Raw genomic sequence first — 13,098 nt, forward strand, 5'->3', positions numbered from 1 at the left:
CCTGGATACGGGCCCCGGCACCGTCGTTCAGCGACACCAGCGGAGCACCGGCCGAGATGGCCATGTCCATGATCTTGTGGATCTTCGTGGCGTGCGCCTCGCCCAGCGCCCCGCCGAAGATCCGGAAATCGTGCGCGTACACGAAGACCGTACGGCCCTCGACCGTCCCCCAGCCCGTGATCACACCATCCGTGTACGGCTTCTTCGCCTCCAGACCGAAACCCGTCGCCCGGTGCCGGCGCAGCTGCTCGACCTCCTTGAACGAACCCGGATCCAGCAACAGCTCGATCCGCTCCCGCGCGGTCAGCTTCCCCTTGGCATGCTGCGCCTCGGTCGCCCGCTCACTCGGTCCGCGCCGCGCCTGCTCGCGCAGGGCCAGCAGTTCGGCCACCCGGCCTCGGGCGTCGTTCTGCTCACCCTGGGTTTCGTCCACAACGGTCATGTACTGACCCTACGAACACCGACCCAGAAATCGTGCCGTCGACTCCGTACAGTCTCCTGCCCGGTTTCGTGGTGGGAGTGAACAGAACCGCGGCACCGTGCACGCGATCCACCAGCGAAACGCCGCGCCGCACTGTATGAACTCTACAAAGACGAGGATGTGCGCTGGGCCACAGGCGGGGGAACGTAACGTGAAGCCCGTCCGATGACCCCGGCCCTCCCCGAAGTATGCCGCAGGGCCCGCGCCCCACACGGGAGGGGCGGCCCCGGCCACCCGGAGCCGCCCCTCCCCCGTATCGGGTCTTCTCTGTCAACTTCCGCAGTGGAAGCGGGCGTTGCCCCAGTCGGCGTGGTCGTTGCCGTTGCCGTCGCCGCCGTCCTGGACGATCAGCTCGACGTACTTCGCGCCGCTGACGTCGGCCGTGAGCTTCCAGGCGGGGTCGGCCGCCCCCAGCACGGGCGAGGCCACCTTCTCCGTGCCGTCGGCGGTGACCGCGAACCGCACGCTCCCCCGGGTGGCCTGGGCGTCGTCCACACCCACCTCGGCGGTGAAGGAGGTGCACTTCCCGCCCAGGTAGTAGCGGATCCTCGCCGGGGCGTGCGTGCCCAGGCCCTTGGCGTAGGCGACGCCCCCGATCTTCAGGGGGCCGCCGTCACCGGCCCCGGACTCCCCGTTGGACCGGTCGCGCTCGACCGGGCCCCAGCCGTTCTGGGAGGCGGTCCAGTCGAGGTCGCCGGCCCAGCTGTCCGCGGTGGGCGGCGGCGGGAGCGTACGGACGGAGGTTCCCGCTCCGAGCGCCCGGGCGGCTCCCCCGACGCTGTACGTGGCCTCCGCGTCCAGCGCGTACGTGTCGTAGGGGGCGTCGACCGGCGGGGTGACCCGCCAGCTGCCGGTGGCCTTCGCGCCCGGGGCGACCGAGTCGAAGGCGACCGCGCCCACGGGCTCGGCCTGCCAGCCCTCGGGAACGGTCAGCGCGAGCTTCACACCGGTGGCTGCGGTCGCCTCGTCGTTGCCGAAGGTCGCCGTGACCGTGTTCGGGGCTCCCGACTCCAGGGTCTCGGCGTCGGCGGCCACGTCGAGCGTGCCGCAGACGGCCTCCTGCCCGGCGGGGGCCGGCCCGAGGTCGGTCACGGTGAAGCCGTCGAGCACGAAGTCCGCGCCCTCGGGTGCTCCGGGCAGCTTGCGCAGCCCGGTCCAGGTGTCGCCGCAACCCGCGGTGAGCGTCCGGCTGAACTGCCCGGTGGTGCGCTGCTGCCCGATCGGGGTGGCCCGGGTCTCGGTCGAGGAGGCCTTGCCGTCGGCGACCCGGTCGTAGCCCTCCACCCAGCTGTAGGCCCCGGCGTGGCTGGACTGGTAGTCGAAGTCGACCCGGTAGCGGTGGCCGTCCTTCATCGGGACGGTCCAGGGCGCGGTGCGGTAGACGAGGCCGGTGTTCTCCTCGTGGGCCTTCAGGGACTCCTTGCCCCCGAGCACGTCGTCGATCAGCTTCCCGTTCCAGCCGGACTGGGTGTACGGGGCATGGAGCTGCGAAATGCTGGTGCGGGGGTCGGTGGAGCCGCCCGCGTCGCCCTTGAGGAAGGGGCCCCAGCCCTGGTCGACGGCCTCGAAGTCCTCGTACGCCACCGTGCCGGTGCGGGTCGCGGGGGCGTTCTCGACGATCCGTACGTCGTCGGCGCGGACCTTCGCCGTGCTGCCGGCCGCCGCCTCGATGCGGAGGGTGGTGCGACCGTTCGCGGGGGCGGTGAAGTTGACCTTGGCGCGCTGGAAGGAGGTGCCGTGCCAGTCGGACGCGGCGACGAAGTCCTCGGCGGTGGAGCGCTCGACGGCCACCGACGCACCCCCGGCGCTCAGCACCGTACGGCGGCTCTCGCCGGGCTCCACCTCGATCAGGGCGGAGGCGGTGTAGCGCTTGCCGGGCTTGAGTCCGGTGACGGTCTGGGAGAGCGCGGCCGGGCCCGAGCCGGAGAGTTCGGCGCTGTTGCGACCCTGCTCGTCGGTGTCGCGGGCGGCGGTGCCGGTCCTCGTCCAGCCCTTCAGGTCACGGTCGTTGAAGCCGGGGTCCTTCAGCCCGGTCCCCTTCCCCCAGTCGGCCGACGCCTCCTTCGGCGCCCGGTCGGGGTAGAGGACGTAGGCCTGTCCGGCGGCGGCGGTCAGCGTGACCTTCCCGTCGGCGGGGCGGACGGTGGTGACCTTCTCGCGGCCGTTGTCGGTCAGCTTGTAGAGGGTGTACGCGCCCTTGCCGGGCACCTCCCAGGTGCTGGATCCGCCGGTCTCGCTGTAGTGGTAGAGCTTCTTGCCGCCGTCCCACGGCAGCAGGTAGTCGGTGCCGCTGAGCACCTTGCGGCCCTGGTCGTAGAAGGTCCGCTTCCCGTCCTCGACGGTGCCGCGCACCCCGCCGGTGAAGGTGATGTCGTTGCCGTCCCAGCGGGTGATCCGCTGCTGCTGGAGGTACTTCGCGGGCAGGTTTTTCTGCCAGATGTTGGCGGTGAAGGCGTTCCAGTCGGTCTCGCCGGTCCAGCCCTCGAAGTCCTCCAGGGCCGTCTGGCCGAGCACCGGGTGGTTGTTCCAGATGTCCTTCTCGCCGTTGCGGATGAACCGGATGATCTGCGAGTTCAGGCCCTTGTTGGTGGCCCCGCCGTAGTTCAGGTCGTTGGCCCAGTGCGACCAGAGCGAGGCGCGCTCGAACTTGTCGGCCCATTCGGTGCCGACGGTCCAGCCCTGCTTCTGTACGGCCTGGATCGTCTTGTCGGCGATCCAGCCGTGGCTGTAGTAGACGTCGATGTAGAGGAAGTCGAGGTTCTCGTCGGTCTCGTCGCGCAGTTGCTGGAAGCGCTTCTCCAGGTCGCCGCTGTTGATGTCGCGGCGCTGGTCGATGTAGTAGCTCTGGTTGAGCCAGTTCCAGCCGGGCTTGGTCTTGTCGACGAGCTGCTCGGAGAAGGCGTTGGCCTCCGGGTAGGACTCGGTGGCGTTGACGTGGACGCCGAAGTCGGCGCCCCACTTCTCGCCGTCCTTGAGCAGGGTGTTGAGGTCCTTCAGCCCGCCGGCCCGCTTGTTGTAGTTGCCGCCGTAGTCCGGGTGGGCGGAGTCGTGGCCCTCGGAGCCGTACCCCTTGAGGACGGCGAGCTGACCGAGGCCGTCGGTGGACTTCGAGATCCGCTTGACGTCGTCGAGGGTGCGCAGGAACGGGTGGGTGGCCTGGCTGGCGAAGTTGAACGGGATGTGGGTGACGACCCGCTTCGCGGTGTCCTCGCTGCCCGGCGCGGTGACGCCGATCGTGCGGAAGGCGACGGCCCCGTCCTGCCAGTCGACGGCCTTGTCGCCGTTGGCGTCGGGGGTGACGACGACCTTGGCCCAGGGCAGGTTCTCGCCGCTCTCGGGCTTCGGAGCGCCCTCGCCCCGGTAGGTCCACTGGCCGGACCAGACGCCGACCCGAACGCCGCCGCCCTCCTCGGTGCGTGCCTGGTGCCAGAAGCGGGCGTCGTCACCGCCGGTGGCCCCGGCGGGCTTGTCGTAGGAGGAGTTGGACTCGACGGCGGCGGCGAGCGAGCCGTTGTTCAGGATCGCGTAACTGGCCCCGACGGGAGCGGTGTCGGGCTTCGTCTCCCCGGTGACCTTGCCGAAGACGTCGGCGGTGCGGGTGGAGTCCGGGTCGAGCTTCGTGAACGCGGTGGCGGCCCCGGCCTCGCCGGAGCCGACGGAGATCAGGTCGTGCCCGGGTATGTCGATGGTCCCGACCCGGAACGCCGCGGTGTCGCGGACGGCGGTCACCTTGAACGTGGTGGCCCGCCCGGAGACGGTGAGCGAGGCGTCGATCTCGACGCCCGGGAGGTCCTCGAAGGCGAGGGTGTAGCGGGCCGCCGAGCGGGTGACCTTCGGTGAGCCCTTGAGCTTCACCGGGTGGGCGGTCCCGTTGAGGGTGACGGCGGTGACCGGCCGGGTGGAGCCGAGCAGGTGCTCGCCGCTCGCCCGGTCGGTGTACGACAGGACGCGCGGGAAGTCGTCGGCGACGGCGACGGCGAGCCGGTCGGATCCGATGACGGCGGATCCACCGGACTCCGCCGCCCCGGCCGGGGAGGGGGACGGATCGGCGGCTGCGGCGGGGAGGGCGGTCCCCACGAGCGCCAGGACGGCTGCGGAGGCCGCGGCGACCAGGCCGGGGCGAGGGAATCTTGGCGACATGGCCCCTGAGTAGTCGCCGTGTCCGGACACCGTCAACGAACTTCGGCCCCGGGGGCCGACTCCGTCCAACAACCCCGGTGCGTTAGTCCAAGTCAGGGCGGTGCGGAGCCGACCGGGTCCTCGTTCACCTCTTGGCCGTCCGCACCCCCGGGCGGTCACGGTTCGCACCCGCTCGGTTCCGGCAAGTACCGCTTCGGGGCGTCGAGTTGTGAAGACTCGGAATTTTTGAGAGCGCTCTCAGTCACAAGTCTTGACGCTCGTTCCGGGCCTCGCGAGAGTGGTGCGCACCGCAGGCACCCCCACGGTCCTGTACCTCCCCGCGCCACCCCCCACCACTCGCCTGCGGCCCCCCACCACCTCGGGAGTCCCTTCGTGATTTCACGCCGAATGTTCCTGACCGGCGCCGCCGCCTCGGCCGCGGCGCTCACGTACCCCGCCTGGGGCACGGCTCTGAGCCCCCGCGCCTCGGCGGCCCCCGCGACCTGCGAACTGGCACTGGAGAACAAGTCGTTGCCGGGCACGGTGCACGCGTATGTGACCGGCCACGAGCTGGGCACCGACCGCTGGGTGCTGCTCAAGCCGGACGGCGGCGTCTACCGCCCCGACTCCCCCGGCGCCCCGCAGACCCCGCTGCCCGTCGACTGCGCGATCCCGCTCAAGGGCGCGGGCGCGGGTCCGGTCGTGCTGACCCTGCCGCAGATGTACGGGGCGCGGGTCTACTTCGTCCGCGACGACAAGCTGGACTTCTACCTCAACCCGGGCCCCTCGCTGGTGGAGCCCGCCTTCGCGACGCCCACGGACCCCAACTACGGGCGCACCTGGTCGTTCTGCGAGTTCACCTTCAACACGGAGCAGCTGTACTCCAACATCAGCTACGTCGACCTGGTGACGGCCCTCCCGATCGGCATCACCCTGGAGGGCGACGCGACGCACACCGTGGCCCCGCTCCCGGACGGCGCGGTGCAGCGGATCGCCGACGACCTCGCCGCCCAGGCCGCCGCCGACGGGCAGCCGTGGGACAAGCTGATCACCCGGAGCGACGACGGCAGCGTCCTGCGGGTCGTCTCGCCGCAGAACATCATGGCCCCGTACTTCGACCGGCCCGCCGAGATGCCGTTCCGGGACCTGTTCACCGCGCAGATCGACGAGGTCTGGGAGAAGTACCGCTCCGAGGACCTGCGCATCGACCTCCAGGGCGGCCGGGGCACGCTGGCCGGCCGGGTCAGCGGGGACACCCTGACCTTCGATGGCGGCCACACCTTCGTCAAGCCGGAGACGAAGGACATCTTCACCTGCAACCACGGCCCGTTCACCAACAACCCGGGCGACTCCGACGACAAGAAGGCGATCCTGGCCCGGCTGGCGGCGGGCTTCAACCGCTCGATCATGCTGAGCCATCCGAGCCAGCCGAACGGCACGTCCACGGCGGACTACTACAAGGGAACGGTCACCAACCACTGGTCCCGGGTGGTCCACGCGAACAGCCCGATCGGCTACGCGTTCCCGTACGACGACGTCCGCCCCGACGGCCAGCCGGACGTCTCGGGCGCGGCGCACGACGGGAACCCGCGCCGCTTCACGGTGAGCGTGGGCTCCTGACGCCCGCCCGGTAGAGGTGTGTGCCCCCGCCCGTACGGCGGGGGCACACGCATGTCCGGGGGGAGAGGGGCACGCCCACGTCCGGCGGAGGCACACGCATGTCCGGATGGGGGCACGCCCGCGTCCGGCTGCCGCGTACACCTCTCCGGCGAGGCGCGCACACATCCGGGTTCCGCCACACCGGCATCCGATACCCCACCAATTGACACGGTATGCAGTGTTCTTGACTTCGCCACACCTCTCCGGGACGGTGCCGTATGCGAATGAAGCGACTCCCCCACCGGCTGCTCACGGCGGTCGCCGCCGGATTCCTGCTGACCGCCGTGACCCCGGCCCACGCGGACCCCGCCCCGCCGGGGTCCCCGGCCCCGCAGTCCTCCGGCGCGCACGGTCTGCGCGCCTTCCAGCAGAGCTACGGCCTGCCCCCGACCGGCCGGGTGGACACCGCCACCGCGCAGCTGCTCAGGTCGGCCCCGGACAGTGAGCTGCGGGTGTTCTTCGCCGCCCCGGCCGACCTCGGCCCGGAGCAGCTCGGCCACGCCCGGTCGGTCATCGGCGTCGGGAAGGGGGCGGAGCTCTCCGCTGAGGCCCAGGTCATCGCCCTGATGACGGCCATGCAGGAGTCGAAGTTCGTCAACTACACGTCCCCGGTCGACCACGATTCGCTCGGCGTCTTCCAGCAGCGCCCCAGCATGGGCTGGGGCACGCCCGCGCAGATCACCCACGTACCGACCGCGGCCAAGTCCTTCTACGGGCTGCCCTCGCCCAGCGCCAATCCGGGGCTGCTCCAGATCGACGGCTGGGAGTCGATGGAGCCCGGCGACGTGTGCCAGGCGGTCCAGCGGTCCGCGTACCCGGACCGGTACGCGCAGTGGGAGGACTTCGCCCGGGACCTGCTGGAGCAGGAGGGCCCGGACGCCGACCCGATCCCGTAGGACCGGAAGGCCGGGGCGCCCCGGCCGTGCGGAGCCCGGGGGCCGTCCCGGTGCGGGACGGCCCCCGGGCCATCGCTCGCGTCAGCAGCCGCCGCAGTTGTAGTACGTCACGTCCCAGTGGTTGCCCTCGTCCGCGTAGATGTTGCCGGAGCCGGACTGGTACTGGCGCGCGCCGTCGCCGCGCGGGCCGATGTAGGTGAACGTGCCGGTGACGTAGTTGTTCAGGCAGGTGCTCTTGGCGAAGTCGAGCTTGTAGCCGTTCCAGTGGGAGTACGTGCCGCCGGCGTGCCCGGTCTCCGTGCCGCCGGTGATGTTGATCGCGCAGCCGGTGGCGCTCTTGAGGGTCTGCGCTCCCTGGGCGCTCGCCAGGTTCAGCTGGTCGAACGACGTGCAGGTGGGGTTGTTCCGGTCGGAGCAGCCGCCGGAGGACGACCAGGTCACCCCGGACGAGCTGAACCGGGAGGTCGCCTGCGCGTGGGTCAGCTTGGTCACGGCGTGCGCCTCGGTGGCGCCGCTGCCGAGAGCGCCGATGCCGGGCGCGAAGAGGGCGCCGAGGACGAGGGCCAGGGCGGTGAGGGCGGAGCGGAGTCGTGGACGGGTCACCATGGGGGGATTCCTCCTGCTCATGACAAATCAGAAGGCGTACGGGCGCTGGGCCGCGCACGCCGGGCAGGGAGATAGTGCCCGAGTTCTACGCGCGTCCGCCAGAGGGCGGCGCACCTCCGGGCCCGTCAACCCACTCCGCACCGCGCACTCGATCGAGGGAACCCGGACGCCAGATGTTGAACTTTGAACTAGATGCGGTTACAGTCGAACTTGTTGAAGGTTGAACAACACCTTCGGCACCGCTCGATCCGTCCCCCGTAGCGCATCCCCGAGGAGGAGCCATGGCTCTGTTCACCCGCAAGTCGACCGCCGCCCCCACCGTCACCGAGGCCCCCGCGGTGGACCCTGCGCTGGCCGCCCTGACCGGCACGTACACCATTGACCCCTCGCACAGCAGCATCGGCTTCACCGTGCGCCACGCGATGGTCACGAACGTGCGCGGCTCCTTCGGCGAGCACGAGGGCACCCTGGTCGTCGACGGCACGGACCCGGCGAACTCCTCCGCCTCCATCGACGTGAAGATCGCCAGCGTCGACACCGGCATCGCCGACCGCGACGGCCACCTGGTCAGCGGCGACTTCTTCGACGCCGAGAAGTTCCCCCACATGACGTTCCGCTCGACCAAGGCCGAGCAGCTGGGCGGCGAGGCGTACCGGATCACCGGCGACCTGACCATCAAGGACGTCACACGCCCGCTCGCCATCGACCTGGAGTTCAACGGCTCCGCCACCGACGTCTACGGCAACGAGCGCGTCGGCTTCGAGGGCAGCGCCGACATCCTGCGCTCCGACTGGGGCCTGACCTGGAACGCGGCGCTGGAGACCGGTGGCGTGATGGTCAGCGACAAGGTGAAGCTGACCTTCGACATCTCCGCGATCAAGGCCGCGGCCCCGGTGGCCTGACCACCCTCCGTCGAGCGCGTACGCCCGGCACACAGCAGCGCCCCGCACCCGGTTCTCCCGGGGACGGGGCGCGCCGTGCGTTCGGTGCTACTTCGCGACCTTCTCCGCGAAGAGCGGGACGACCTTCTCCAGCGCGTACGAGACGGACAGGACCGAGTCCGTGGCGAACGCCTGCGAGATGTCCTTGTCGTCGAAGACGATGTCGTTGCCCGCCTTCACCGACGGGACCGCCTTGTACAGCGGGTCGCCGCTGATGTCGGTTGCCGGGATGCCGATCGGCGCCATGACCGTGAGGTCGGCGTCGAGCATGTCCAGGTTCTCCTTGGAGACGGACACGGAGAAGCCCTCGCCCGCCTGGGCCTCGGCCTTCGGGTTGTTCTCGAAGCCGAGCCGCTCGACGAAGTCGACGCGCCCGGTGCCGCCGACGTAGACGCCGAAGCCCTCCGAGGTACGCGAGCCGAGGGTGATCGTCCTGCCCTTGAACTCGGGGTGGGCCTTCGCGGCCGCCTCGAACTTCTTCTCGGTCTCCGCGATCAGCTTCTCGCCCTTCTCCGGCACGCCCATGGCCGCGGCGATCATCGTGGTCTGCTGCTCCCACGAGAGCTTGTACTGGTCGCCGCCCTTGGGCACGCCCACGGTCGGGGCGATCTTCTTCAGGGTGTCGTAGCGGGTCTGGTCACCGCTGGACTTGGTGTCCAGGATCAGATCGGGCTGGAGGGAAGCGATCTTCTCGAACTCCGGCTCCATCGTGCCGATCAGCTCCGGCTTCTTGTCGTACATGCCCTTGGCCCACGGGCCGACGCCCTCGCCGCCGAACGGCAGCCAGTCGCTGGCCCCGACCGGCTGGCCGCCGAGCGCGAGCACGGTCTCGGCGTCGCCCCAGCCGAGCGCGACGATCCGCCGCGGCTGCTTGTCGACGGTGACCTCGCCGAACTTCGTCGCCACCTTGGCGGGGAAGGCACCCGCGGAGGCCCCTTCGGAGGCGGCGGACGCGGAGCTGTCGGAGTCGTCCGACGAACCGCAGGCCGAGAGGCCGACGAGCAGGGCGGCGACAGCGCCGGCCGCGAGGACTGAGGCGCGGCGGGAGCGTCGGGCGCGGGAAGCGGAAGCGTTCATGCCCTTTAGGTTAGCCTCACCTAATGACAACGGTGCCATCGGGTTGGCTCCTGCGGTCCCGTACGAGGCTCAGGCGGGCGGGCCCTTCACGTGGTGGCGGCCCAGCGGCACGACCATCGGGGTGGCCGACGCCGGGTCCTCGATCACCGAGCAGCGCATGCCGAAGACCTCGCCGACCAGTTCCTCCGTGACGATGTCGACCGGCCGTCCCTCCGCGACGATCCGCCCCGCCTTCATGGCGATCATGTGGTCGGCGTACCGGCAGGCCAGGTTCAGGTCGTGCAGCACGGCCACCATGGTGACGCCGTGGTCGCGGTTGAGGTCGGTGAGCAGGTCCAGCACGTCCAGCTGGTGGCTGGCGTCCAGGAAGGTCGTCGGCTCGTCGAGCAGCAGGATGTCCGTGCGCTGGGCCAGCGCCATCGCGATCCACACCCGCTGGCGCTGGCCGCCCGACAGCTCGTCCACGGAACGGTCGGCGAGTTCGAGGACGTCCGTCGACAGCAGGGCCCGCGCGACGGCCTCGTCGTCCTCGGCGCTCCAGCGGCGGAACCAGCCCTGGTGCGGGTAACGGCCGCGCCCGACCAGGTCGGAGACGGTGATGCCCTCCGGGGCCGTGGGGCTCTGCGGCAGGATCCCGAGCACGGCGGCCACGTCCTTGGTCGGCATCTCCTGGATGGACCGGCCGTTCAGGAGCACCGCCCCGGCGGAGGGTGTCAGCAGCCGGGCCATCGCCCGCAGCAGCGTCGACTTCCCGCAGGCGTTGGGGCCGACGATGACGGTGATCCGGCCGGGCGGCACCGCCACGCTCAGGCCGGGGACGATCTCGCGTTCGCCGTAACCGAGCCGGACGTCCCGGGCTTCCAGAGTGTGATCGGCCACGACAGGGCCATGCCTTTCGTCGTCCTTCTGAACGGTCTGTTCCGTCCCTGTCCGCTTCGTCACGTCAGCCCCCGCTGCCGACGCGGTTGGCGCGGGCCAGGAGCAGGAGCAGGTACGGGGCGCCGATGATGCTGGTGACCACGCCCACCGGCAGCTGTACGGAGGGCAGCGCGTGCTGCGCCGCGAAGTCGGCGACCAGGACCAGCAGCGCCCCGGTCAGGGCCGCCTGCGGCAGGGCAGCGCCCCGGCCCGGGACCAGGCGGCGGGCGATCGGGGCGGCGACGAACGCCACGAACCCGACGGGTCCCGCGGCGGCGGTCGCGACCCCGGCGAGCGCGGTCGCGCAGCCCAGCAGCGCGAGCCGCCCGCCCTCGACCTTCGCGCCGAGCCCGGCGGCGGCGTCGTCCCCGAGCTGGAGGGGGCGCAGCGCGTGGGCGGCGAGGACGGTGAGCGGGACGAGGACGCCGAGGGCGATGAGCAGCGGCCACACCTGGCCCCAGGAACGGCCGTTGAGGCTGCCCGCGAGCCAGCGGAACGCCTCCTGCGCGTCGGTGACCTCGGAGCGGGCCATCACGTACCAGACGATGCTGGAAAGGCCCATGCCCACGCCGATCCCGACGAGGACCAGGCGCTGGCCGACGATGCCCTGCCGCCAGGCGAGCAGGTAGATGGCGGCCCCGGCGACCAGGGAACCGGTGAGGGCGCTCGCGGAGAGGGCGAGTCCGCTGACCTGGAAGAGCAGGGCGGCGGTGACGGCGACCGCGCTGGCCCCGGCGCTGATGCCGATGAGGTCGGGGCTGGCGAGCGGGTTGCGCAGCACCGTCTGGAAGACGGCTCCGGAGAGGCCGAATCCCGCGCCGACGAGGATCGCGAGGAGGGCGCGGGGCAGCCGCAGTTCCAGGACGACGAACTGTGATCCGCCGTCGCCGCCGCCGAACAGGGTGGCGACGACCTTCCCGATCGGCATCACCATGTCGCCGAAGCTCAGCGAGACGCCGAACATGACGATCACGGCGGCCAGCAGGGCGGCGCCGACGAGCACCGAGCGCCGCAGGCTCCGGCCGCGTACGGCGGACACCTGGCGTACGGCGTCGGCGAGCCGCGCCTGGTCCGCGTTCGCGGCGTCCTCGGCGACGACGGTCTCCCGGCTCACATTTCCACCAGCTTCCTGCGCCGGACAAGCCAGATGAACGGGATGCAGCCGATGGCGGCCGTGATCACGCCGACCTGGACCTCTCCGGGGCGGGCGATCACCCGGCCGACGATGTCGGCGACGAGGAGCATGACCGGGGCGAGCACCATGCTGTACGGGAGCACCCAGCGGTAGTCGGGTCCGGTGATGAGGCGTGCGGCGTGCGGCACGGCGAGCCCGACGAAGCCGATGGGCCCGGCGACGACGGTGGCCGCGCCGCAGAGGATCACCACGGCGAGGGCGGACACCATCCGGATGGTCCCGACCCGCTGGCCGAGGCCGCGGGCCAGGTCGTCGCCGAGGGCGAGGGCGTTGAGCTGCGGTCCGAGGGCCAGCGCGAGGACGGTGCCGGTCAGGATGAAGGGCGAGACCTGCCACAGCACCTCGGAGGACCGGGCGGTCAGCGCGCCGAGCTGCCAGAACCGGAACTGGTCGTAGCTGCCACGGTCCTGGAGGAGGATCGCGCTGGTCACCGAGGTGAGTACGGCACTGGTCGCGGCTCCCGCCAGCGCCAGCTTGACCGGGGTGGCGCCTTCCCGCCCGAGCGAGCCGACCCCGTACACGAGGAGGGCGGCGAGCAGCGCGCCGAGGAAGCCGAACCAGATGAACTGGGTGGCGACCGTGAACCCGAACAGGGTGATCGAGCACACCACGGCCACGGACGCGCCCGCGTTGATGCCGAGGAGCTGGGGGTCGGCGAGGGGGTTGCGGGCGACGCCCTGCATCACCGTGCCCGCGAGCCCGAGCGCCGCACCCGCCAGCAGCCCGGCGACGGTGCGCGGGATGCGGACCTCCTGGACGATGAGCTGTCCCTTGACCGAGGTGTCCGGGTCGAGGACGCCGTTGACGACGTCCCGGAAGGGCACGTCGCCGGAGCCGATGGCGAGGCTGGCGACGACGGTGAGGAAGAGCACGGCGAGGGCCCCGAGCAGCCCGAGGGCGAGGACGGGCCGGCCGCGCTTGCGCCGCGTCTCCTGGCCGCCGGCCGCCGGTTTCTCCTTCTCCAGGAGGGCCGGGCCGCTCACGACCCGGTCACCGGAGCGGCCGGAATGCGGTGGTGCACTGTCGTTCCTCACCCTTGGTCGTCGGCCGCGTCGTCGGCGCGGGCACGCGGCGGACACTCCCCGCCCGTGTGCGCCTTTGCGCGAGGGCCACCCCGTCACCCGGTCCACCCCGGACGGGGAACGCAAGGGGGCCCAAAGTAAGGTCACCCTAACAGCGCCTGTTCGACCGTGCGCTGCCGCACCC

Annotated in this window: 10 protein-coding genes; 3 read left to right on the top strand and 7 right to left on the bottom strand. The window is 71.3% G+C overall.

The window, feature by feature from the left end:
• On the bottom strand, positions 1-442 hold a 442-nt coding region (locus IE272_RS04805; RefSeq protein ID WP_308433843.1), incomplete at its 3' end, for a carboxyl transferase domain-containing protein.
• Positions 443-751: 309 nt separating this feature from the next.
• On the bottom strand, positions 752-4,621 hold the full coding sequence (locus tag IE272_RS04810; RefSeq protein WP_190006337.1) for an endo-alpha-N-acetylgalactosaminidase family protein: 3,870 nt from the start codon (positions 4,619-4,621) through the stop codon (positions 752-754).
• A gap of 387 nt (positions 4,622-5,008) precedes the next feature.
• On the opposite strand from IE272_RS04810, the gene IE272_RS04815 reads away from it, so the two are divergent.
• Positions 5,009-6,220 (top strand): glycoside hydrolase family 64 protein, encoded by a 1,212-nt coding sequence (locus IE272_RS04815; protein ID WP_179890695.1) that lies wholly within the window; start codon positions 5,009-5,011, stop codon positions 6,218-6,220.
• A 263-nt stretch (positions 6,221-6,483) separates the two neighbouring features.
• Positions 6,484-7,155, top strand: a complete 672-nt coding sequence (locus tag IE272_RS04820; RefSeq protein WP_444544788.1) for a peptidoglycan-binding domain-containing protein — start codon at positions 6,484-6,486, stop codon at positions 7,153-7,155.
• Between the two features lie 81 nt (positions 7,156-7,236).
• Here the strand turns inward: IE272_RS04820 and IE272_RS04825 are convergent, their stop codons facing one another.
• A complete protein-coding gene (locus IE272_RS04825; RefSeq protein ID WP_050362437.1) occupies positions 7,237-7,761 on the bottom strand; it encodes a hypothetical protein in 525 nt (174 codons plus the stop codon).
• Between the two features lie 281 nt (positions 7,762-8,042).
• On the opposite strand from IE272_RS04825, the gene IE272_RS04830 reads away from it, so the two are divergent.
• Positions 8,043-8,663, top strand: a complete 621-nt coding sequence (locus IE272_RS04830) for a YceI family protein (RefSeq protein ID WP_050362436.1) — start codon at positions 8,043-8,045, stop codon at positions 8,661-8,663.
• An 87-nt stretch (positions 8,664-8,750) separates the two neighbouring features.
• Here the strand turns inward: IE272_RS04830 and IE272_RS04835 are convergent, their stop codons facing one another.
• The 4 genes from IE272_RS04835 to IE272_RS04850 form a co-directional block, all read right to left on the bottom strand.
• Positions 8,751-9,779, bottom strand: coding sequence for an iron-siderophore ABC transporter substrate-binding protein (locus IE272_RS04835; RefSeq protein WP_050362435.1), 1,029 nt, complete (start codon positions 9,777-9,779; stop codon positions 8,751-8,753).
• Between the two features lie 69 nt (positions 9,780-9,848).
• Entirely contained in the window at positions 9,849-10,658 is an 810-nt protein-coding gene (locus IE272_RS04840) for an ABC transporter ATP-binding protein (RefSeq protein ID WP_050362434.1), read from the bottom strand.
• A gap of 64 nt (positions 10,659-10,722) precedes the next feature.
• Positions 10,723-11,811, bottom strand: coding sequence for a FecCD family ABC transporter permease (locus IE272_RS04845; protein ID WP_050362433.1), 1,089 nt, complete (start codon positions 11,809-11,811; stop codon positions 10,723-10,725).
• Entirely contained in the window at positions 11,808-12,875 is a 1,068-nt protein-coding gene (locus IE272_RS04850; protein WP_190006339.1) for a FecCD family ABC transporter permease, read from the bottom strand. The genes IE272_RS04845 and IE272_RS04850 overlap by 4 nt, the downstream gene beginning before the upstream one ends.
• Between the last annotated feature and the right edge of the window lie 223 nt (positions 12,876-13,098).

Source organism: Streptomyces anulatus (genome assembly GCF_014650675.1).
GTDB classification, from domain to species: domain Bacteria; phylum Actinomycetota; class Actinomycetes; order Streptomycetales; family Streptomycetaceae; genus Streptomyces; species Streptomyces anulatus.